This window comes from Streptomyces sp. NPDC104814 (assembly GCF_055583185.1).
Map to the genome: position 1 here is coordinate 935164 of NZ_JBVJOL010000001.1, position 21527 is coordinate 956690.

General features: G+C 72.7%; 16 protein-coding genes. 7 read left to right on the forward strand and 9 right to left on the reverse strand.

Annotation, left to right across the window (positions count from 1 at the left end):
* Positions 1-11: 11 nt before the first annotated feature.
* The 6 genes from ACZ64A_RS03955 to ACZ64A_RS03980 all read right to left on the reverse strand — a co-directional run bounded on the left by ACZ64A_RS03955 (position 12) and on the right by ACZ64A_RS03980 (position 10945).
* Positions 12-4574 carry an aminotransferase class I/II-fold pyridoxal phosphate-dependent enzyme gene (locus ACZ64A_RS03955; protein ID WP_469809046.1) on the reverse strand — a complete coding sequence of 1521 codons (4563 nt, stop codon included), beginning with the start codon at positions 4572-4574 and terminating at the stop codon, positions 12-14.
* 124 nt (positions 4575-4698) lie between these two features.
* Entirely contained in the window at positions 4699-5757 is a 1059-nt protein-coding gene (galE, locus tag ACZ64A_RS03960; protein WP_469808037.1) for a UDP-glucose 4-epimerase GalE, read from the reverse strand.
* 121 nt (positions 5758-5878) lie between these two features.
* The gene (locus ACZ64A_RS03965) at positions 5879-6649 is read right to left on the reverse strand and encodes a GntR family transcriptional regulator (protein ID WP_469808038.1); all 771 of its coding nucleotides are present in this window, start codon (positions 6647-6649) and stop codon (positions 5879-5881) included.
* Positions 6650-6659: 10 nt separating this feature from the next.
* Entirely contained in the window at positions 6660-8531 is a 1872-nt protein-coding gene (gene iolD / locus ACZ64A_RS03970; protein WP_469808039.1) for a 3D-(3,5/4)-trihydroxycyclohexane-1,2-dione acylhydrolase (decyclizing), read from the reverse strand.
* Positions 8528-9421: a 5-deoxy-glucuronate isomerase gene (gene iolB, locus ACZ64A_RS03975; protein ID WP_469808040.1), complete on the reverse strand. Its 894-nt coding sequence runs from the start codon at positions 9419-9421 to the stop codon at positions 8528-8530. The genes iolD and iolB overlap by 4 nt, the downstream gene beginning before the upstream one ends.
* A 645-nt stretch (positions 9422-10066) precedes the next feature.
* On the reverse strand, positions 10067-10945 hold the full coding sequence (locus tag ACZ64A_RS03980) for a Cgl0159 family (beta/alpha)8-fold protein (RefSeq protein ID WP_469808041.1): 879 nt from the start codon (positions 10943-10945) through the stop codon (positions 10067-10069).
* A 284-nt stretch (positions 10946-11229) separates the two neighbouring features.
* Here ACZ64A_RS03980 and ACZ64A_RS03985 point away from each other — a divergent pair, with 284 nt between their 5' ends.
* The 5 genes from ACZ64A_RS03985 (at position 11230) to ACZ64A_RS04005 (ending at position 16699) form a co-directional block, all read left to right on the forward strand.
* Positions 11230-12243 (forward strand): sugar ABC transporter substrate-binding protein, encoded by a 1014-nt coding sequence (locus tag ACZ64A_RS03985; protein ID WP_469808042.1) that lies wholly within the window; start codon positions 11230-11232, stop codon positions 12241-12243.
* Positions 12243-13319 (forward strand): ABC transporter permease, encoded by a 1077-nt coding sequence (locus ACZ64A_RS03990; RefSeq protein ID WP_469809047.1) that lies wholly within the window; start codon positions 12243-12245, stop codon positions 13317-13319. The genes ACZ64A_RS03985 and ACZ64A_RS03990 overlap by 1 nt, the downstream gene beginning before the upstream one ends.
* Positions 13320-13325: 6 nt before the next feature.
* Positions 13326-14234 carry an ATP-binding cassette domain-containing protein gene (locus ACZ64A_RS03995; RefSeq protein WP_469808043.1) on the forward strand — a complete coding sequence of 303 codons (909 nt, stop codon included), beginning with the start codon at positions 13326-13328 and terminating at the stop codon, positions 14232-14234.
* Position 14235: 1 nt separating this feature from the next.
* Positions 14236-15138 (forward strand): sugar phosphate isomerase/epimerase family protein, encoded by a 903-nt coding sequence (locus ACZ64A_RS04000; protein WP_469808044.1) that lies wholly within the window; start codon positions 14236-14238, stop codon positions 15136-15138.
* Positions 15139-15349: 211 nt separating this feature from the next.
* Positions 15350-16699 carry a serine hydrolase domain-containing protein gene (locus ACZ64A_RS04005; RefSeq protein ID WP_469808046.1) on the forward strand — a complete coding sequence of 450 codons (1350 nt, stop codon included), beginning with the start codon at positions 15350-15352 and terminating at the stop codon, positions 16697-16699.
* Positions 16700-16720: 21 nt separating this feature from the next.
* On the opposite strand, the gene ACZ64A_RS04010 is transcribed toward ACZ64A_RS04005, so the two are convergent.
* From ACZ64A_RS04010 to ACZ64A_RS04020, 3 genes are read right to left on the reverse strand one after another with little or no spacing between them, the layout of a single operon-like run.
* Entirely contained in the window at positions 16721-17728 is a 1008-nt protein-coding gene (locus ACZ64A_RS04010; RefSeq protein ID WP_469808047.1) for a Gfo/Idh/MocA family protein, read from the reverse strand.
* A 49-nt stretch (positions 17729-17777) separates the two neighbouring features.
* Positions 17778-18554, reverse strand: a complete 777-nt coding sequence (locus ACZ64A_RS04015; protein ID WP_469808048.1) for an SDR family oxidoreductase — start codon at positions 18552-18554, stop codon at positions 17778-17780.
* A 7-nt stretch (positions 18555-18561) separates the two neighbouring features.
* A complete protein-coding gene (locus ACZ64A_RS04020) occupies positions 18562-19716 on the reverse strand; it encodes a phytanoyl-CoA dioxygenase family protein (protein WP_469808050.1) in 1155 nt (384 codons plus the stop codon).
* Positions 19717-19859: 143 nt separating this feature from the next.
* Here ACZ64A_RS04020 and ACZ64A_RS04025 point away from each other — a divergent pair, with 143 nt between their 5' ends.
* Positions 19860-20891 carry a LacI family DNA-binding transcriptional regulator gene (locus ACZ64A_RS04025; protein ID WP_469808051.1) on the forward strand — a complete coding sequence of 344 codons (1032 nt, stop codon included), beginning with the start codon at positions 19860-19862 and terminating at the stop codon, positions 20889-20891.
* A gap of 29 nt (positions 20892-20920) precedes the next feature.
* Positions 20921-21499 (forward strand): poly-gamma-glutamate hydrolase family protein, encoded by a 579-nt coding sequence (locus ACZ64A_RS04030; RefSeq protein WP_469808052.1) that lies wholly within the window; start codon positions 20921-20923, stop codon positions 21497-21499.
* Positions 21500-21527: the final 28 nt, after the last annotated feature.

The following is a 21527-nucleotide window of genomic DNA, read 5'->3' on the forward strand; positions in this document are numbered from 1 at the left end:
CGGCGCCCGCCTCAGCCGCGGTGCCGCAGCGCGCCCCGCGCGTCCAGCCCGGTCAGCGCCTCGCCGAGACGGTCGATGTCGTCGTCGGAGTTCAGCGCCGTGATCTGGACACGGAAGCCGACCTGCCGGCGCGGCACCAGCGGATACGCCGCGAGGGTCACGTAGACGCCGTGGTCCCACAGGAAGTCGGCGACGGCATCCAGCTCGTCCGGGTCGGCCACCGGGATCTCCACGATGGGCAGCTCGCCCTCGCAGGGCGTGTCCAGGTCCAGCGCGTGCACCAGGTCGAGCACCCGTGCCGTCTTGCGGTACAGGTCCGCGCGGATCGCGTCCCCCCGGCGCTCGTTGACGTCCAGGCCGGCCAGTACGGTCGCCAGTGAGGCGGTGGGGGAGGGGCCGGAGTAGAGGTAGGGGCCGGCCGCGATCTTCAGATGGTCCTTCAGCGCACGCGGCAGCGCCAGAAAGGCCAGCAGCGACGAGTACGCCTTGGAGAACCCGCCCACCAGCACGATCCCGTCGTAGGAGACACCGGTGTGCCGGACCACGCCGTTGCCGCGCAGGCCGTACGGGCTCGGTTCGGTCGGCGAGCGCTCGCCGATCACTCCGAAGCCGTGCGTGTCGTCGACGTACAGCGTCGCGCCGCGCCGCCGGCAGATCCCGGTGAGCGTCGGCAGATCGGACACGTTGCCGCTCATGCTGTTCACGCCGTCCAGGCACACCAGACGCGGGGTGCCGGACGGCGCGTCCCGCAGCAGCGCGTCCAGTTGCTCCGGCCGTTCGGCGTGGAAGCGGTGCAGGCTCGCGCCCTGACCCCGGGCCGCCACGCACCCCTCGTACACCGTGCGGTGGGCGGTGGCCTCCACGAACACGTCCCCCTGCTCCGCCAGCAACGGGATCACCGCGTGGTGGATGAGGGTGGCCGTCGGCAGCAGCAGGGTGTCTTCGGCACCGAGCAGCGCGGTGAGCCGCTCCTCGATGTCCGGGTAGAGCCGGGGGCTGCCCAGCAGACGCGACCAGCTCGGGTGCGTGCCCCAGTCCCGCACGGCCGGGCCGATCGCCTCCATGATCTCCGGGGCGTAGTCGAAGCCGAGGTAGTTGCAGGAAGCGAAGTCGACCAGCCAGTGGTCCCCGGAGCGGATGTGGCGGCCGCGCACCTCGTCCAGGACGGCGTCGCTCATCCGGCTGGTGCGGCGCAGACGATCCAGGTCCGTCCAGCGGGGATCACGCCGGCCCGGAGCCAGAGGTGCGGGCGTAGGGTCCATGGTGGTGTGTCCCCTCTCGAGGGTTGTCCCGCTGCCCGGCGCCGTGACCGTCGCCGCCCTGCGCACCGGGGCCGCCGGCGCGGACGAGGCCCCGCCCTTCTCGGCGGCCCGCCCGCCGCCCGCCGCCGACCCCGGCGGTGCCGCCGGTGAGCCGTCGGCGGTGGTCGTGCGCGGTGCCGCCGGTGAGCCGTCGGCGGTGGTCGTGCGCGGTGCCGCGATCACCGTGGCCGTGCGGCGCAGCACGGCCTCTCCCTCGTCCAGCGACATCGGCGGCGCGAACAGGTAGCCCTGCCCGAACCGGCAGCCCATGTCGGCCAGCAGCTCCCGCTGCGCCTGCTGCTCGATGCCCTCCGCGATCACGGTCAGGCCGAGCGTGTCGGCGATCCGGACGATCCCCTCGACGAGCGCCACCTGCCGCGGGTCGCGCGGCAGGTCGTCGATGAACGTCTTGTCTATCTTCAGCACGTCGAGGGGGAACTCCCGCAGATAGCGCAGCGAGGAGAACCCGGTACCGAAGTCGTCCACCGCGATCCGCACCCCGAGGTCCCGCACCCGGCCGATCGCGGCGTCGATGTACCCGTCCCGCTGCATCAGCACCGACTCGGTGAGCTCAAGCTGCAGCGAGCGCGCATCGAGCGCCGACGCGTCCAGCGCCTGGCACACCGCCCCCAGGAAATCGGGGTCCCGCCACTGCCGGCCGGAGACGTTGACGCTGACGTACGGCGGTTCGGCGGGCTGGACGCGGCGCTGGAGCCGGGCGATGTCGGAGACGGCGCTGCGCAGCACCCAGGCGCCCAGCGGGGCGATGTGCCCCGTCTCCTCGGCGAGCGGGATGAACTGGTCGGGGGGCACCAGGCCGCTCGGCGCGTGCGGCCAGCGGGCCAGCGCCTCGAACCCCACCACCTGCGCCGCCGGCTGACCGAGGTCGACGACGGGCTGGTAGCACAGGGAGAAACGCTCCTGCGCGATCGCGTCGTCCAGATGCGCCAGCAGATCGTGCCGCTGCGCCACCCGTACCCGCAGCTGCGGCAGGAAACGGCGCCACTGCCGCTTGCCGGCCGCCTTGGCGGCGTAGAGCGCCATGTCTGCCAGTGCCAGCAGCTCCTCGGCGTCGGAGCTGTCCAGCGCGGTGGCCACACCCACGCTGGCGGAGACGGCGACCGCCTCGTCGCCCAGGTGGAAGGGGCGGCTGAACGCCTGGATCAGCTGGGCGGCGAGCAGTTCGGCGTCCAGTGGCTGCCGGGCGTCCTCCATCAGCACCGCGAACTCGTCCCCGCCGAGGCGGGCCGCCGTGTCGGTCCGGCGCAGCGTGTGCGCCAGCCGCTCGCCCACGGCCTTCAGCAGCCGGTCGCCGGTGGAGTGCCCCAGGCTGTCGTTGACGGTCTTGAAGTCGTCGAGGTCGAGGAAGAGCACGCAGGTCAGCGTGGACTCCCTGCGGCCGCGCAGCAGGGCGCGGGCGGTCCGCTCCAGCAGCAGCGTCCGGTTGGGCAGCCCCGTCAGCGGGTCGTGGAAGGCCCGCTGTGTCAGCTCGTGCTCCAGTTGCCGCTGTTCGGTCACGTCGCGCAGGGTGACCACCATCCCGCCCACCGTGGTGTCCTGCCTCAGGTCGCTGCAGCGCACCTCCACCTCGACCCGGCCGTCGCCGCGCAGCACCCACCAGTGGTCGTGCGCCTCGTGGCGCCCGTGCCGGCCCAGCACCCCCAGGGTCCTGGCCACCCGGTCCCGGTCGCCGGGCGCCACCAGGTCCCGCAGGTCGGTCCCGGCCAGGTCGCTGCGGCCGAACACCGCCCGGGCCGAGGGGCTGGCGTAGCGCACGGTGGTGTCGTCGTCGACGATGAGGATGACGTCGGAGGCGTTGCGCACCAGCGTCCGGAAGTACGCCTCGCTCTCCTTGCGCACGATCTCCTGCCGCAGCGCCACACGCTCCAGGGCGAGCCCGGCGTGCGAGGCGAGGATCTCCAGGGAGCCGCGCAGCTCGCTGAGCCGGCGCTCGGGGCCTGCCGCCACCAGAGCGCCCGCCGACGCGGTGTCGGCGGACGCGCCGGGCGGCGCCGCGGCGCACACCAGTGCGCTCGGCAGCCCGCTGAGCCGGGTGGCGAACCGGGGGCCGAGCCGCTCCACGGGCACGGCGAGCGAGCGGGACGACGGCTCGGCCGTTCCGGCGCCCTGGCCGCCTTCGGACCGGCGGCCGAGAGCGGCATGCAACTCCTGGGCTTGAGCCGCGGTGAGCAGCAGGGAGCGGTGCGAGACGTCCGGGCCGAAGAGGCCGCCGACCGCCCGCGCGCAGGCCGCCGTCACCTCTTGCGGTGTCATCGCGGACACCAGCGCGACGGTCGCCTTGCGCAGTGCCTGCTCGCGGGCCACGGCCTTGCGGTGCGCGACGACCATGACCGTGAGCCGGAAGATCACCAGCAGGAACATCAGGGCCGAGAAGAAGGCCAGCGCGGTCGCGTCGTGCACCCGGCCCGTCCGCTCCTCCACCAGGAGAAGCGTCGGGGCGATCAGGGTGGCGGCGGCGAGCAGGACCAGCCGGTGCCACCGCAGGAGCAGCGACTGCGGCCGGGCCTCCGCCGCCGTCAGCTCCGCCATGGCGGGGTGCAGCCCGGCCAGACCCCACGCCGTGTAGAAGACGACCCAGCCCGAGTCCAGCAGCGTGCCCGTCTGCCAGGTGCCGTTGAGCTGCAGGAAGCCGTAGGCGATGTCGAAGCACAGCAGCGTGAAGGTGCCCAGCACCAGCAGCTGGACCGCCGGGTTGGGGCCGGAGACGCGGGTCGGGGCGAGCAGCCGGGCCAGCATCGCCAGCACCAGGAGGTCCCCGAGGGGATAGGCGACGCTGATCGCCCGTTGGATCCAGGTCAGCTCGTCCTGCCCGGCCACGGGCTGCACCAGGTACACCCAGACCGGCAGCGCCACGCCCGTGGTGACGATCAGCGAGTCGAGCAGGCTCGGCAGGTCGCGGCCCACCCAGCGGTGCCTGACCAGCCCGAACAGCCCCGCCGCCAGCAGTGGGTAGACGGCGAGATAGCAGGCGTCGGCGGGGGAGGGGAACGGGTTGACCGCGTGGAAGTACTGCTCCTGGGCGTTGTAGTACGTGTCGCCGGCCGCGAACGCCAGCAGCCCGGCCGCGAGCGTCAGCCACGGCCAGCGCACGGCGGGCCGGTTCAGCCGTACTCCGGTGAGGACGGCCAGCGCGCCGCCCAGTCCGATCAGCGCCCACAGTGGTGTCCGCAGCACCGGCACGAGCAGGTAGACACAGGTGACCACCAGGACCGTCGCGAGATAGGCGGCCGGCAGCCGGCGAGTCGGCAGCACTGGCACGCGCGCCTCCCAACTCGGAGGACAACCGGGCTGCGTACGAGGGACAACCTGGGGCGATTAACGGGGCGTAATGATCCTAGGCACGCCGTGCGCCGGGGCGCATCTTCGCGTGCGGTGCTCACTCCCCGCCGGAGCGGGGTCGGTGCACCGAGTCGCCGTAACCCACCGGATCCAGCCGCTGGTAGCGCCAGGCGTCGCGGCACATGTCGTCCAGGCTGCGGCTCGGCCGCCAGCCCCAGGCCCGGCCGATGGCCCCGGCGTCGGCGACCCGCCGGGCCGCGTCCCCGGGGCGGCGCGGCACGATCTCGTACGGCAGCTGACGGCCGCACACCCGGGAGAACGCGGCGACGACCTCCAGCACCGAGGAGCCCCGCCCGCTGCCCAGGTTGTACACGTGCAGCCCCGTCGCGTCGGCGAGATGGTTCAGCGCCAGCCGGTGCGCGTCGACGGTGTCCAGGACGTGCAGATAGTCGCGGACCGCGGTGCCGTCGGACGTCGGATAGTCATCGCCGTACACCTGTACGTGCGGGCGCCGGCCGACCGCGACCTGCGCTATCGACGGCACCAGCGAGTCGCGTGTGCCGGGTCCGCCCTCGCCCAGCAGTCCGCTCGGATGCGCGCCGGCCGGCGTGAAGTGGCGCAGGCACACCACCGTGTACTCGGGTCGGCGCAGGCAGACGTCGGCCAGGAGCTGTTCGCAGGCCCACTTGGAGGCCGCGAAGGGGTCCCGCGGGCCGGCCGGGTCGCTCTCGGCGTGCGCCCCCTGCTCGGCGGGCTCGTAGAGGGTGCAGGTGGAGGAGAACACCAGCTGGTGCACGCCGTGTTCCTGCATCGAGTGCAGGAGCGTGGTGGTGCCGCCGAGGTTGACGTCGTAGTACTCGATGGGCCGGGTCAGGGACTCCTCGCCCGAGGTCAGCGCGGCGAAGTGCACGACGGCGTCCACGGAGTGCCGGGCGAAGACCGCCGACAGCGCGCGGCGGTCGCGGATGTCCAGCTCGTACACGGCACCGACGAACCGGCCCGCGAGCCGCTCGACGCGGGCGAGGACCTGCCGCAGGGCGGGTGACCGGTGGTCCACCACGATCACCTCGTAGCCGTGGTCGAGCAGGTCGACGCAGGTGTGGCTGCCGAGGAAACCGGCCCCGCCGGTGACCAGGATCGTTGACGGTGCGCTCATGGACCGGGCTCCTTCGCGCACTACGTGGTGTACGTTTACGACGTATATCCCGACTGTGCTCCGCTCACGGCGGCCCGTCAAGACGACGGACGGGCAGCCGCTCCCGCCCAGGAGGTCCCTTCTAGGGCCGCACCAGCAACTGGAAGTCGAACGAGTAGCGGGACGCGCGGTAGATGTGGGTGCCGTGTTCCACCGCGCGGCCCGTGTCGTCGTACGTGGTGCGCTGCATGGTCAGGAGCGCGGCGCCCTGCCGCTCGTCCAGGCGGGACGCCTCGGCGGCCGTCGCACAGCGGGCGCCGACCCGCTGGCGGGCGCTGTGCAGGGTGATGCCGGCCGCGCGCATCAGGCGGTACAGACCCGTCTTCTCCAGGCGCGCGGTGTCCAGGTCGAGCAGGGTCGCGGGCAGGTGGTTGCACAGCAGAGCCACCGGCTTGCCGTGCGTGAGCCGCAGCCGCTCCAGCACGATCACCTCCTCGCCCTCGGCGATCCCCAGCGCGGCGGCCACCTCGGCGCTCGCCGGCTCCCGCTCGTTGCGCACGACCTGCGTGGAGGGCCCCTGCCCGGCCGCCTCCAGGTCGTCGTACAGACTGCTGAGTTCGAGCGGGCGCCGGACCTGGCGGTGCACCACCTGGGTGCCGACCCCGCGGCGCCGCACCAGCAGGCCCTTGTCGACGAGGGACTGGATGGCCTGGCGGACCGTCGGCCGGGACAGGCCGAGCCGGGCCGACAGGTCCACCTCGTTGCCGAGCAGGCTGCCCGGGACCAGCACGCCGCGCCCGATGGCCGCCTCCAGCTGCTGGGCCAGCTGGTGGTAGAGCGGGACGGGACTGGCCCGGTCCAGGGCGAAGTCCACCGCGTCCGTGCCGGGCCCCGCGGTGCGCGGCTGCCTCATGAAGCCCCCCTCACAGATGGCGGCGGCGGTCCGCCAGCCGCTGCTCGTAGCGCGCGCGGGCGGCGACGGCGGCCTCGCGGCCCGCCACCTCCGCGACCGGCACGTCCCACCAGGCCTCCGCCCCGGGAGCCGTCGGCGCCGGGTCCGTCTCGACGTACACACAGGTCGGCCGGTCCGTGGAGCGCGCGGTGCTCAGGGCCTCGCGCAGCTCGGCGACCGTCTTGGCCCGCAGCACCTCCATGCCGAGGCTGGCCGCGTTCGCCGCGAGGTCGACCGGCAGCGGCGGCCCGGTGAACGTGCCGTCGGCGGCCCGGTGGCGGTAGGCGGTGCCGAAGCGCTCGCCGCCGGTCTCCTCCGACAGCCCGCCGATGGAGGCGTACCCGTGGTTCTGGATCAGCACCAGCTTGACCGGCAGCCCCTCCTGGACGGCCGTGACGATCTCGGTCGGCATCATCAGATACGTCCCGTCGCCGGCCAGCGCCCACACCACCGTGTCCGGCGCGGCCTGCTGCACCCCGATGGAGGCCGGGATCTCGTAGCCCATGCAGGAGTAGCCGTACTCCAGGTGGTACTGGCGCGGGCTGCGCGCCCGCCACAGCTTGTGCAGGTCGCCGGGGAGCGACCCGGCCGCGTTGATCACCACGTCGGTGTCGCCGACGACGGCGTCCAGCGCACCGAGCACCTGCGTCTGCGTCGGCACCGCGCTGTCGTCCGGCGCGCGGAACGCGGCGTCCACCACCTGCTCCCAGCGCTCCTTGCCCGCCGCGTACTCCGCCTCGTACGCCGCGTCGACGCGGTGCCCGTCGAGCGCCGCAGCCAGCTTCTCCAGACCGCTGCGCGCGTCGCAGACCAGGGTGCGCGCCGCGAGCTTGTGCGCGTCGAAGGCGGTGATGTTGAGGTTCACGAACCGCACGCCGGGGTTGCGGAAGAGTGTCCCGGAGGCGGTCGTGAAGTCCGAGTAGCGGGTGCCGACGCCGATGACCAGGTCGGCGGTGCGGGCGAGGTCGTCGCACACGGCGGTGCCGGTGTGGCCGATGCCGCCGACGTCGGCGGGGTGGTCGTGGCGCAGCGAGCCCTTGCCCGCCTGGGTGGAGGCGACCGGGATGCCGGTGGCGTCCACGAGTGCGCGCAGCGCCTCCTCGGCCTCGCTGTGGTGCACGCCGCCGCCCGCGACGATCAGCGGACGCGACGCGGCCCTGATCTCCCGGACGGCCTCGGCGAGTTCGACGGGGTCCGGTGCCGGCCGCCGTACGAACCACACGCGCTCGGCGAAGAACTCCACCGGCCAGTCGTACGCCTCCGCCTGCACGTCCTGCGGCAGGGCCAGCGTCACCGCGCCGGTCTCGGCCGGGTCGGTCAGCACCCTCACGGCCTGCAGCGCGCTCACGATCAGGGCCTCGGGGCGGGTGATCCGGTCGAACCAGCGGGAGACCGGGCGCAGCGTGTCGTTCACCGACACGTCCGCCTCCACCGGGTGCTCCAGCTGCTGGAGCAGTGGGTCGGCGGGGTGGGCCGCGAAGTAGTCGCCGGGCAGCAGCAGGACCGGCAGGCGGTTGATCGTGGCGAGGGCGGCGCCGGTGACCAGGTTGGTGGCGCCGGGGCCGATGGACGTGGTCACCGCCATGGCGGACAGCCGGTTCAGATGACGGGCGCGGGCGACGGCCGCGTGCACCATGGCCTGCTCGTTACGGCCCTGGTGGTACGGCATGACCTCCGCGTACTCCACGAGCGCCTGGCCGATCCCGGCGACGTTGCCGTGGCCGAAGATCCCCCAGGTGCCGGCGATCAGCCTGCGGCGCACGCCGTCGCGTTCGGTGTACTGGGCGGCGAGGAACCGCATGAGGGCCTGGGCGGTGGTCAGACGGAGGGTGCGGGCGCTCATCGGGGGGTCTCCGGGGCGGTGTAGAGGGGCAGTCGGGGGTCGACGGGCTGCCCGGGCCAGGTGTCGCGGATCCAGGCGTGGTCGGGGTGGTCGCAGATCAGCCAGGACCGCTCGGTGCCGGGGCCCGCCATGACGTTGAGGTAGTACATGGGGTGGCCCGGCACCGCCATGGACGGACCGTGCCAGCCGTCGGGGATGAGGACGACGTCGCCGTCGCGGACCTCGGCCAGCACGTCCGTTCCCCGGCCCCGTCCGGACGGTGAGACCCGCTGGTAGCCGAGGCCGGGCGTGGCGCCGTGGGCGGCGAACTCGAAGTAGTAGATCTCCTCCAGCACCGACTCCTCGCCCGGGCGGTGCTCGTCGTGCTTGTGCGGCGGGAACGAGGACCAGTTGCCGCCGGGGGTGAGCACCTCGACCGCGATCAGCTTGTCGCAGTCGAAGACGTCCGCTGCCGCGAAGTTGTTGACCTGCCGGGAGCAGTTCCCGGTGCCGCGCAGCTCGACCGGGACCGAGGAGGCGGGGGCGTGGCGGGCGGGCAGCCGGCGGGTGCAGCGGGCGCCGGCCAGCGCGAAGCGGCCGCCGCGTGCGGACGTCACGGTGGTGCGGGCGTCGCGCGGGGCGTAGGCGAAGTCGCTGACCGAGCTGAAGACGTCCCGCCGGCCCGCCAGCTCGAAGGTGTCGTGACCGAAGTCGTCCGCGACCGCGACCGTGCAGGAGCCGCTGAGCGGCAGCACGATCCACTCGCTGTCGCCGGTGTCGAAGCGGTGCGAACCACCGGCGGGCAGCTGGAGCACGCGCAGGGCGGAGTACCCCCAGCCGGCCTCCTCGGGGCCGACGTCGACGGCGTAGGACCCGGCGGCCGCCTTGCCCGCGGGCAGGTGGTACGTCATGAACTCCTCCGTTTCACAGCAGCACGCGTCGTGAAGCAGCCTTCCCCGGACGGGCGGACCTTCCCCGGACGGGCGGACCTTCCCCGGGCGGGCGGACCTTCCCCGGGTGGGGGCGTCCCAGGGGGGCCCTCCGGGCGGGGGCCGGGTGGGGCCGGTGGCCTCCGGGTGGGGGGGCGGGTGTGGTGGCCTCGGGGTGGGCCCCAGGGCGGGGGGCCGGGCGTTTCCCGGGCGGGGGCCTGGGTGGGCTTGCCCTGCGGGCCGGCGGGCCTGCGGTCCTGCGGGCCTGTGGTCCTGCGGTCCTGCGGTCTTGCGGCCCTGGGCCCACAGCTCCCGGGCAGCCGCAGCTCCCGCGCCCCCGGCCCCACGCAGCTCCCGGGGCCCCCGGAACCCGCGCAGCTCCCTGCCTCGGGAACTCCCGTAGCTCCCGGGCCCCCGGACCCCGCACCCTCGGCGGCTCCCGGCTCCCGGCTCCCGGCTCCCGCGCGCAGCCGCGCAGGACGGGAAGTCCCGGCCCGGCCCCCGGGGCGGGCGTGGGCCGGCGTGGCAGGCCCCCGGGACCGCGGGCGTCCCCCGGGACCGCGGGCGTCCCCCGGGACCGCGGGCGTCCCTCGCGACCGCGGGCGTCGGGGGGACTCGGTCGGTCTTTCACAGCAGTCCGACGGCCGTGTCGACCGCCTCCTCCACACTGCCCGCGGCCGGGTAGAGCAGCGAGCGGCCCACGACCAGGCCGTGGACGGTGGGCAGTCTGAGCGCCTTGCGCCAGCGCTCGTAGGCGGCGTCCTGGTCGTCGCCCACGTCACCGCCGAGCAGCACGGCGGGCAGGGTCGAGGTCCGCAGTACCTCGCCCATGTCGTCGGGGTCGTCGGTGACGGGCAGCTTGAGCCAGGTGTACGCGGAGGTGCCGCCGAGGCCGGAGGCGATGGCGATGGACCGGGTGACGGCCGCCGCGGACAGGTCGTTGCGGACCCGGCCGGCCACGCGGTGCGAGAGGAACGGCTCGACGAACACCGGCAGCCGCAGCTCCGCCATCGCGTCGATGGCACGGGCGGTGGCCTCCAGCGTGGTGAGCGAGCCGGGGTCGTCGTAGTCGATGCGCAGCAGCAGCTTGCCCGCGTCGAAGCGCAGCCGGACCAGGTCGGCGGCGCGGTGCCCGGTGAACCGGTCGTCCATCTCGAAGGCGGCGCCCGCGAGCCCCCCGCGGTTCATCGAGCCCATCACGACCTTGCCGTCCAGCACGCCGAGCAGCAGCAGGTCCTCCAGGACGTCGGCGCTGGCGAGCACCCCGTCGACCCCGGGCCGCGACAGCGCCGTGCACAGGCGTTCCAGCAGACCGGCCCGGTCGGCCATGGCGAGGCTCCGGTCGCCGACGGCGAGCGCGCCGCGCGCCGGGTGGTCGGCGGCCACGATCAGCAGCTTGCCGGAGCCGTTCAGCAGCGGCCGCCGGACGCGGCGGGCGGCCGCCTCGGCGACGGCCTCCGGGTGCCGCGCGCGGACCGTGGCGAGGTCGGGGATGCTGAGAGTCAACACGTCGCTCCGTTTCCGCGTCAGGGCTACGCCCGCGCCCCTGGGGTAGGGATCGACCGCCTACCGGCGGGCCTGCCGCCTCCCAGGTGTAGGTGCCGGGAGCGGACACTGTCAATAGTTTGTACTTACATTCGGACCTTGATGTGAAATGATGTCTTAACAAAGTATTGACAGCGGGCGCCGCAGCGACTTGTATCCCGTCCCAGCGCAACAGCCGTACGGCACGGCTCCCGATCCCCTCCCTTTCCCCCGTCGCAGACGTCGCACAGTGAGGTGCAGGAAAGATGGACCGCTCTTCTCACTCCCGCAGACTCGCCCCGGTCGTGGCCCTGGCCGCGGCGGCGGCCCTGGCCCTCGCGGGCTGCTCCAGCAGTTCCGGCGGCAAGAAGGCCGAGGAAGGCGGGGGCTCGGCGTCCGCCGGCAAGGCCAACACGCCCCGGATGACGGTCGCGCTGGTCACCCACCAGTCGCCCGGCGACACCTTCTGGGACATCGTCCGCAAGGGCGCCGAGGCCGCGGCGGCCAAGGACAACATCAAGCTCGTCTACTCCGCCGACCCGAACGCCGGCGGCCAGGCCAACCTCGTGCAGAACGGCATCGACCAGAAGGTCGACGGCATCGCCGTCACGCTGGCCAAGCCGGACGCCATGAAGAGCGTCGTCGCCAAGGCCAAGAGCGCCGGCATTCCCGTGGTCGGCCTCAACTCCGGCGTCAGCGACTGGAAGAAGCTCGGCCTGCTGGAGTTCTTCGGCCAGGACGAGACCGTCGCCGGCCAGGCCTTCGGCAAGAAGCTGAACGAGGTCGGCGCCAAGAAGGCCGTGTGCGTCATCCAGGAGCAGGGCAACATCGGCCTGACCCAGCGCTGCGACGGCGTCAAGAAGACCTTCTCCGGCTCCGTGGAGAACCTCTACGTCAACGGCACCGACATGCCGTCGGTGAAGTCGACCATCACCGCCAAGCTCAAGCAGGACAGCGGCATCGACTACGTCGTCACGCTCGGCGCGCCGTTCGCGCTGACCGCGGTGCAGTCGGTGGGCGACGCCGGCAGCAAGGCCAAGGTCGCCACCTTCGACCTCAACAAGGACCTCACCAAGGCCATCAAGAACGGCACCATCCAGTTCGCGGTCGACCAGCAGCCCTACCTCCAGGGCTACCTCGCGGTCGACTCCCTGTGGCTCTACAAGAACAACGGCAACTACAGCGGCGGCGGCGAGCAGCCGGTGCTCACCGGCCCGGCCTTCGTCGACAAGGCCAACGTCGACCAGGTCGCGAGCTTCGCCGCGAAGGGCACCCGGTGATCGGTATGACCCAGCAGGCTGCGCCGGCGGTGGGGACACCGCCGGCCCCCGGCCCCGGGCAGTCCGACGGACGCACCCGCCGGCGCTCCCTGGTGTTCCGGCTGCTCGCGCGGCCCGAGGTCGGTGTCTTCCTGGGCGCCGTCGCCGTCCTGGTCTTCTTCCTGATCGCTGCGCCGACCGTGCGTCAGGGCAGCTCGATGGCCACGGTGCTCTACCAGTCCTCGACCATCGGCATCATGGCCCTGCCGGTGGCGCTGCTGATGATCGGCGGCGAGTTCGACCTGTCGTCCGGCGTCGCGGTGATCACCTCCGCCCTCACCGCGAGCATGCTGAGCTTCCAGCTGAGCATGAACGTGTGGACCGGCGTGGTTGTCGCCCTGATCGTCTCCCTGGGCGTCGGCGCCTTCAACGGCTGGATGGTGGTGAGAACGGGACTGCCCAGCTTCCTGGTCACCCTCGGCACCTTCCTGATCCTCCAGGGCGTCAACCTCGCCGTGACCAAACTCGTCACCGGCAACGTCGCCACCGACGACATCAGCGACATGGACGGCTTCAACCAGGCCAGAAAGGTCTTCGCCTCCTCCTTCGACGTCGGCGGCGTCCAGGTGAAGATCACGGTGGTGTGGTGGCTGGTCTTCGCCGCGCTCGCCACCTGGGTGCTGCTGCGCACCAAGTACGGCAACTGGATCTTCGCCGTCGGCGGCAACAAGGACAGCGCCCGGGCCGTCGGCGTACCGGTGAACTTCACCAAGATCACGCTGTTCATGACCGTCGGCTTCGGCGCCTGGTTCGTCGGCATGCACAACCTGTTCTCCTTCAACACCGTGCAGTCCGGCGAGGGCGTCGGCCAGGAGCTGATCTACATCGCCGCGGCCGTCATCGGCGGCTGCCTGCTCACCGGCGGCTACGGCTCCGCGATCGGCCCCGTCTTCGGCGCGTTCATGTTCGGCATGGTGAACCAGGGCATCGTGTACGCGGGCTGGAACCCGGACTGGTTCAAGGCGTTCCTCGGGGTGATGCTCCTCGGGGCGGTCCTGATCAACCTGTACGTGCAGCGCACCGCGACGAGGAGGTGAGGCGACATGACCACCGGCGGACCCCATGGCGCGATCCTCGCGGACACCGTGCCCGAGAAGGACGCGCCCCTCGTCGAACTGCGCGCGGCCGGCAAGTCCTACGGCAACATCCGCGCCCTGCACGGCGTGGACCTCAGCGTCCTGCCCGGCCGGGTGACCTGCGTCCTCGGTGACAACGGCGCCGGCAAGTCCACCCTCATCAAGATCATCTCAGGGCTGCACCAGCACACCGAGGGCGAGTTCCTCGTCGACGGCCGGCCGGTGCGCTTCAGCACCCCGCGCGAGGCCCTCGACCGCGGTATCGCCACCGTCTACCAGGACCTCGCGACCGTCCCGCTGATGCCGGTGTGGCGCAACTTCTTCCTCGGCTCGGAGATGACCAAGGGCCCCTGGCCCGTCCGCCGCCTCGACATCGGCCTCATGAAGAAGACGGCCGACCAGGAGCTGCGCAACATGGGCATCGTCCTGGACGACCTGGAACAGCCCATCGGCACCCTCTCCGGCGGCCAGCGCCAGTGCGTGGCCATCGCCCGCGCCGTCTACTTCGGCGCCCGGGTGCTCATCCTGGACGAGCCGACCGCCGCCCTCGGCGTCAAGCAGTCCGGTGTGGTCCTGAAGTACATCGCCGCCGCCCGCGACCGCGGCCTCGGCGTCATCTTCATCACCCACAACCCCCACCACGCCTACATGGTCGGCGACCACTTCAACGTGCTGCGCCTGGGCACCCTGGAGCTGTCCGCCGCCCGCAGCGAGGTCAGCCTCGAAGAGCTGACCAACCACATGGCCGGCGGCACCGAACTCGCCGCGCTCAAGCACGAACTCTCCCAGGTCCGGGGCGTCGACGTGGAGGGGCTCCCCGAGGCGCAGGACCTCTCCGCACCCGTGGCGGCCCCTACGTCGGAAGGAAACCCCTGACATGCCCGCTGCTCCGAGCCGCATCCGGGTCGGCTCCGCCCCCGACTCCTGGGGCGTCTGGTTCCCCGACGACCCCGTCCAGGTGCCCTGGCAGCGCTTCCTCGACGAGGTCGCCGAGGCCGGCTACGAGTGGATCGAGCTCGGCCCCTACGGCTACCTTCCCACCGACCCGGCCCGGCTCACCGACGAGGTGCGCGCCCGTGGCCTGAAGGTGTCCGCGGGCACCGTCTTCACCGGCCTGCACCGCGGCCTGTCGGTGTGGGACGACACCTGGGAGCACGTCGCGAAGGTCGCGGCGCTCACCCAGGCCATGGGCGCGCGGCACCTCGTGGTCATCCCGTCCTTCTGGCGCGACGACAAGACGGCCGAGATCCTGGAACCGCCCGAGCTGACCGCCGAGCAGTGGGCCCACCTCACCAAGGGCATGGAGCGCCTGGGACACGAGGTGAAGGAGACGTACGGCCTGGACATCGTCGTCCACCCGCACGCCGACACCCACATCGACACCGAGGCCCACGTCGAGCGCTTCCTCGACTCCACCGACTCCGACCTCGTCAACCTGTGCCTGGACACCGGGCACTACGCCTACTGCGGCGGCGACAGCGTCAAGCTCATCGAGACCTACGGCGAGCGCATCGGCTATCTGCACCTCAAGCAGGTCGACCCGCGGATCCTGGCCGAGGTCGTGGCACACGGGGTGCCGTTCGGTCCGGCGGTGCAGCGCGGAGTGATGTGCGAACCGCCCTCCGGAGTACCGGAGTTGGAGCCGGTACTGGTGGCGGCGCAGAAGCTGGGCGTGGACCTGTTCGCCATCGTCGAGCAGGACATGTACCCCTGCGAGCCGGACAGGCCCCTGCCGATCGCGGTCCGCACCCGCCGCTTCCTGCGCTCCTGCGGGGTCTGAGGACGCCCACAGGGCCTGATGACGGCTCGGGGACCCGTTCGGCTCGACAGGACGTGACAGACGGGCGCTCCTATGCTGGAGGTAGCCGGTGTGACCGCTGGGACCAGTGATGCATCAGGGCCGTCGCCCTGTGGTCCGCGGCCGCTGTCCCGCCGCCTTACACGACGTTCGCGGGGCCGTCCCTCCTGTCCTCTTCCCCGGGAGTCAGCCCATGTCGTACGGGTCCACCCGACTGCGCAGGTCAGTTGTCGTCGCCGCGGCACTGGGCGCCCTGGCGGCGCCCGCCGTGGGCGGCGCGGCCGTCGCGGCGCCCTCGCCGTCACCGTCCGGCCCCACCTCGCCGACCGACACGATGTCGCCGTCGCCGACCGCAACCTCGCCCACGCCCTCCGGGACGTCGCCCACGGGGCCCACGTCGCCGTCGCCGTCCGGCACCACGGCGTCCACCTCGCCCTCCCCGTCCGGCAACGCCGTCCGCGCGCTCACGCCGGCCGTGCACAAGCAGCTCGACGCCGCCGTGCAGCGGGTGATGCACCAGGCGGGCGTTCCCGGCGTGACCGTCGGCGTGTGGACGCCCGACAAGGGGCAGTACGTCTCGTCCTTCGGCGTCGCCGACAAGGCCACCGGACGCAAGATGAGCCCCGACCTGTACATGCGCATCGGCAGCGAGACGAAGACCTTCACCGTCACCGCCGTGCTGCAACTCGTCGACCAGGGCAAGATCGGCCTCGACGACACCATCGACAAATACGTCAGCGGCGTGCCCAACGGCAACAAGATCACCATTCGGCAGCTGGCCGGCATGCGCAGCGGACTGTTCAACTACTCGCAGGACGAGGGCTTCTACAAGGCGCTCACCTCCGACCCCCGGCGCCCCTTCACCCCGCAGCAACTGCTCGCCTACGCCTTCAAGCACCCGGTGCTCTTCCCGCCGGGTCAGCAGTTCTACTACTGCAACACCAACCTGATCCTGCTCGGCCTGGTCGTGGAGAAGGAGAGCGGGCAGAAGCTGAACGACTACGTCCAGCACAAGATCCTCGACCCGGTCGGCCTCAAGCACACACTCTTCCCGACCGGCAACGAGTTCCCGACGCCGCACTCACAGGGCTACACCAACCAGACGGCGACCGGGAAGGTCGAGGACTCCGCCGACTGGAACCCCTCCTGGGGCTGGGCGGCCGGCGCGATGATCTCCCAACTGGACGACCTGCGGGTGTGGGCGCGCACAGTGGCCACCGGCAAGCTGCCCGGCGGCGGCGACATGATCAGCCCCGCGACGCAGAAGCAGCGGCTGATCACGCCCGCGACCCCCATCCCGGGCGCCGGCTACGGACTCGGCATCTTCAACGTGCAGGGCTGGATCGGGCACAACGGCTCCCTGCCCGGCTACGAGTCCCTCACCATCTACCTGCCGGAGGCACAGGCGACGGTCGTCGTGATGCTGAACACCGACATCAACTACAAGAACGAGGAACCCAGCACCCTCTTCGGCCAGGCCGTCACGCAGATCATCTCCCCGAACCACGTCTTCAACCTCCCGGCGGAACCGGCGGCCCACTGAGAGTCCACGGCCGGCCCGGAGTCACTCGCCGTCGCGTACCTCCGCCAGGGTCACCGGGCGGTGCTCGTGCAGGGACAGCGTGCAGGCCTCCGCGATCCAGCCGGCCTCCAGGGCGTCCTCGATCGTGCACGGGGACGGACGGGTGCCGGCGATCAGCTCGGTGAACGCGGCGAGTTCCGCGCGATAGGCCGCGGCGAAGCGGTCCATGAAGAAGTCGTGCGGAACGCCCGAGGGGAAGGTGACACCGGGCTCGGCCGAGCGCAGCGGCAGCTTGTCGTCGAGGCCGACGGCGAGGGAGTCCCGGAAGCCGTGCAGCTCCATCCGGACGTCGTGACCGCGGCCGTTGTGCCGGGAGTTGGACACCACCGCGATGGTGCCGTCGTCGAGGGTGAGCAGCGCTCCGGTGGTGTCGGCGTCACCGGCCTGCCGGATGTGCTCGGCGCCCCGGTTGCCGCCGACGGCGTACACCTCGGTCACCTCGCGGCCGGTCACCCAGCGGATGATGTCGAAGTCGTGCACCGAACAGTCCCGGAAGATGCCGCCGGACGCGGCGACGTACGCGGCCGGCGGCGGCGCCGGGTCCAGCGTCGTGGACCGCACGGTGTGCAGCGTGCCCAGCTCCCCGGCGCGCACCGCGGCGCGGGCCGCGGTGAACCCGGCGTCGAAGCGCCGGTTGAAGCCGATCTGGACCGGCACGCCGCTGCCCTCGACGGCGCGGAGCACCTCCACGCCCTCGGCGATCGTGCGGGCGACCGGCTTCTCGCAGAAGACGGGCACGCCCGCCGCCACACCGGCCCGGATCAGCGCCGGGTGGGCGTCGGTGGCCGCCGCGACGACGATGCCGTCCACGCCGGAGGCCAGCAGCGCCTCGGGTGAGTCGGCGACCTCGGCGCCGAACCGCTCGGCGGCGGCCTTCGCCGCGTTCGCCACGGGGTCGGTGACGACGAGGGACCCGACGGCGTCGAGCCCGTACAGGGTCTCGGCGTGGAAGGACCCGATGCGGCCGAGGCCGAGGATTCCGATGCGCATGGTGCTCCTTGCCAGGTAGGAAGAGGGCGTGGGTCGGTCCGGGTGCAGGTCAGTCCAGTCCGCCGAGGACGTTCTGGTCCCAGTCGATCACGGAACCGGTGACCACCCCGGACCGGTCGGACAGCAGGAAGACCACGAAGTCCGCGATCTCGTCGGGCCGGCCGAGCCGCCCCATCGGCAGCCGCGCCGCCGCGCGCTCCTGCCAGTCGTCGCCCGCCCCGTGAAAGGCGCGCTGGGTGGCGTCCTCGCCCTCGGTCGCGGTCCAGCCGATGTTCAGGCCGTTGATCCGGATGCGGTCCCAGCGGTGGGCGTGCGCGGCGTTGCGGGTGAGTCCCGCGAGCCCCGCCTTCGCCGCCACGTACGGGGCGAGGAAGGGCTGCCCGCCGTGCGCGGAGGACGTGATGACGTTGACGATCGTGCCGGACGCCCCGCGCGACAGCATGTCGGCGACGGCCGCCTGCATCGCGAAGAACGGCCCCCGGAGATTGACCGCGATGTGCTGGTCGAACAGCTCGGGCGTGGTGTCGAGCAGTGTGCCGCGCGCGGTGAGCCCGGCGGAGTTCACCAGGCAGTCGATACGGCCCCAGGCGTCCACCACCGCGGCCACGGCCGCCCGGGCCTGCCCGGCGTCGGCCAGATCGGCCCGCACGTACAGCGCCCTGCCGCCGCCTGCCGTGGGCTGCGCGACCAGCGCCTCGCCCGGCTCCTGGCGGCGTCCGGAGACGGCCACGACCGCGCCCTCCCGGACCGCCGCGCGGGCGACGGCCGCGCCGACGCCCTGACTGCCGCCGTTGACCAGGACGACCTTGTCGTCGAGAAGCCCCATGTCTCTCCTAGCTCCCGCGCCGCTCGGCGGCCGCGCGCAGCTCCTCGCGCAGCGCCTGCGGGGACCATTCCCCGGCGAGTGCCCGCCGCAGCAGATCGGCCTGCGACGGCGGGGCGAGCCCCTCCACCGGCGGGTCGCGGTCGAGGTCGGTCGGGAAGGGATAGCCCTCGGCGCTCGCGGCGATCACGCGCTCCAGCCACGCCTCGCCCACGCCCTCGGCCCTGCGCTCGAGCAGCACCGGGTAGACGGCGTTCACGACCGCCTCGCGGTCCACGCTCTCCATGGCCCGGCCGAACGCGGAGGACACCTGGAGCAGGTTGGCCGTGCGCCGGATGTCCGCCGAGCGGTTGGTGCCGGCCGCGTGGAAGAGCGCCGGGTTGAAGAAGACCGCGTCCCCCTTGGCCAGCGGCAGCCGCACATGGTGCTCGGCGAAGTACGCCCGGAACTCGGGCAGCCGCCAGGCCAGATACCCCGGCTCGTACAGCTGGGACCAGGGCAGATACAGCGTCGGCCCGGACTCCACCGGCATGTCGCAGTGCGCGACGGCGCCCTGCAGGGTGAGCACGGGGGAGAGGCGGTGCACATGCGCCGGGTAGGCCGCTGCGGTCTCGTTGCCGAGGAAGCCCAGGTGGTAGTCGCGGTGCGGCTGCTGCGCCTCGCCACCCGGGTTGACCACGTTGACCTGGGAGGTCATCTGGTAGGCGGGACCGAGCCAGGCCTCTGACACCAGCGCCACCACGTCGTTCGCGTAGTAGTCGGCGAAGGCCTCCGCGTCGTGGAGTGCCGCCTTCTCCAGGGCGTTCCACACCCGGTCGTTGGCGCCCGGGCGCGCGAAGTGGTCACCGGCCGTCCGGCCCGCGGCGCGCTGCCCGGCGATCAGCGCCTCGAAGACGGCGGTGAGCCGGTCGACGACCGCCGGGTCGGGGAAGGCGCCGCGGAAGACGGCGACCCCGGGGCCGTCGGCCAGGACGCGGACGATCTCGGCCTGGACCTCGCGGCGCGAGCCGGGCCGCCCGGCGTCGTAGAGCGGCACGTTGTGCTCGACGGCGGTGGCATGCGGGTAGGCGGCCGGGTCGGTGGTCCGCTCGACCAGGGTGCGGAAGGCGGTCAGGTCGCAGTCCGGCTCGGACAGCCAGGCGCGCTGCGGTGCGGTGGCGGACATCGCGGTCCCTTCGGTTCACGGCGTGCCGCGTGGTCCAGGGCGCCCGGTGCGGGTCACGAAGGGCGCGGCTCTGTCATTCTTGTCAGGACAAACACGGCGAACAACCGGCAGGCAGCCATCAAAAACCCCTCAAGGAGCCGACGGTGGGCCACCCCTTCCCGATCAAGGAGATCGCCCGTCAGGCCGGGCTGAGCGAGGCCACGGTCGACCGGGTGCTCAACGGCCGCGGCGGGGTCCGCACGTCCACCGCGCAGGAGGTGCGCCGGGCCATCGCCGACCTGGACCGGCAGCGCACCCAGGTCCGGCTGATCGGCCGTACCTTCATGATCGACATCGTGATGCAGGCCCCGGAACGGTTCACCACCGCCGTACGCGCCGCTCTGGAGGCGGAACTGCCGTCCCTGCACCCGGCCGTGCTGCGCTCGCGCTTCCACTTCCGCGAGACCGGACCGGTCGGGGAACAGGTCCGCGTCCTGGACCGGATCGCGCGCAGGGGCTCCCAAGGGGTGCTGCTGAAGGCCCCGGACGTCCCCGAGATCACCGCCGCCGTCGGCCGCCTCACCGCCGCGGGCATCCCCGTGGTCACCCTCGCCACGGACCTGCCCGCCAGCACCCGCCTCGGCTACGTCGGCATCGACAACCGCGCCGCGGGCGCCACCGCCGCCTATCTGATGGGCCAGTGGCTCGGCGAGCGGCCAGGCAACGTCCTCACCAGCCTCAGCAGCGGCTTCTTCCGCAACGAGGAGGAGCGCGAGATGGGTTTCCGCAGCGCGATGCGGGCCCGGCACCCCGGGCGCGTCCTCGTCGAGATCGCCGAGGGCCAGGGGCTCGACGCCACCCAGTACGACCTCGTGCGGGCCGCCCTGGAACGCGACCCGGACATCCGCGCCGTGTACTCGATCGGCGGCGGCAACATCGCCACGCTCCGCGCCTTCGCCGACCTCGGCCGCACGTGCGCCGTGTTCGTCGCCCACGACCTCGACCACGACAACACGCGCCTGCTGCGCGAACACCGGTTGTCCGCCGTCCTCCACCACGACCTGCGCCAGGACCTGCGCGAGGCCTGCCACCTGGTGATGCGGGCGCACGGCGCGCTCCCGCCGGCCGGGCCCACGCTGCCGTCGGCGATCCAGGTCGTCACCCCGTACAACATGCCGCCGCAGGCCGCCCGATGACCGGCGCGGGACGCACGCGGAGCGAGCGCGTGACGATCGAGGGCGTCGACTTCACGGTCACGCTCACCCCGGGCGACGGCATCGGCCTGCTCGCCCTGCACGCAAGCGTCGAGGGCGGGACCGGCGAACTCGCGGACGAACTGGCGGAGCGGTGCGGGGCCGCGCGACTGGTGTTCCGCCAGAACGACGGAGAACCGGTGCACATCACCTCGGCGCGGATGGCCGCCGCCCCCTGCGGCCTGCTGCGCGACTTCCTCGCCCGCGCCGACGTCGTCGTATCGCTGCATGGGCACCTACGGCCCGCCGCGCCCCGCGCGATCTTCCTGGGCGGCGCCGACCGGAGCGCGGCGCACCTCATGGCGGGCGGGCTCCAGGCGCTGCGGCCGCGGTTCGAGCCGGTCACCGACCTGGCGCTGATCCCCGCCGCCCTGCGGGGCGTCCACCCCCGCAACCCGGTGAACATGGCCGGCGGACCCGGAGTGCAGGTGGAGCTGCCGCTGCTCGCCCGCACGACCGTCCCGGGCGGTGCGGACACACCGCCGCGCGACGTCGCCGACGCCCTCGCGGACGGCGTACGACGCCTGCGGACGCTCACGCGGCAGGCGTGACGGTCGCGGCTGGAGCCTGGCCATCACC

Excerpts from the sequence above, each read along its gene's own strand:
- galE (WP_469808037.1), bottom strand. The coding sequence starts at position 5,757 with ATGAGCGCACCGTCAACGATCCTGGTCACCGGCGGGGCCGGTTTCCTC.
- ACZ64A_RS04000 (WP_469808044.1), top strand. The coding sequence starts at position 14,236 with ATGCCCGCTGCTCCGAGCCGCATCCGGGTCGGCTCCGCCCCCGACTCC.
- ACZ64A_RS03965 (WP_469808038.1), bottom strand. The coding sequence starts at position 6,649 with ATGAGGCAGCCGCGCACCGCGGGGCCCGGCACGGACGCGGTGGACTTC.
- ACZ64A_RS03995 (WP_469808043.1), top strand. The coding sequence starts at position 13,326 with ATGACCACCGGCGGACCCCATGGCGCGATCCTCGCGGACACCGTGCCC.
- ACZ64A_RS04020 (WP_469808050.1), bottom strand. The coding sequence starts at position 19,716 with ATGTCCGCCACCGCACCGCAGCGCGCCTGGCTGTCCGAGCCGGACTGC.
- ACZ64A_RS04010 (WP_469808047.1), bottom strand. The coding sequence starts at position 17,728 with ATGCGCATCGGAATCCTCGGCCTCGGCCGCATCGGGTCCTTCCACGCC.
- iolB (WP_469808040.1), bottom strand. The coding sequence starts at position 9,421 with ATGACGTACCACCTGCCCGCGGGCAAGGCGGCCGCCGGGTCCTACGCC.
- ACZ64A_RS03985 (WP_469808042.1), top strand. The coding sequence starts at position 11,230 with ATGGACCGCTCTTCTCACTCCCGCAGACTCGCCCCGGTCGTGGCCCTG.
- ACZ64A_RS04005 (WP_469808046.1), top strand. The coding sequence starts at position 15,350 with ATGTCGTACGGGTCCACCCGACTGCGCAGGTCAGTTGTCGTCGCCGCG.
- ACZ64A_RS04015 (WP_469808048.1), bottom strand. The coding sequence starts at position 18,554 with ATGGGGCTTCTCGACGACAAGGTCGTCCTGGTCAACGGCGGCAGTCAG.
- iolD (WP_469808039.1), bottom strand. The coding sequence starts at position 8,531 with ATGAGCGCCCGCACCCTCCGTCTGACCACCGCCCAGGCCCTCATGCGG.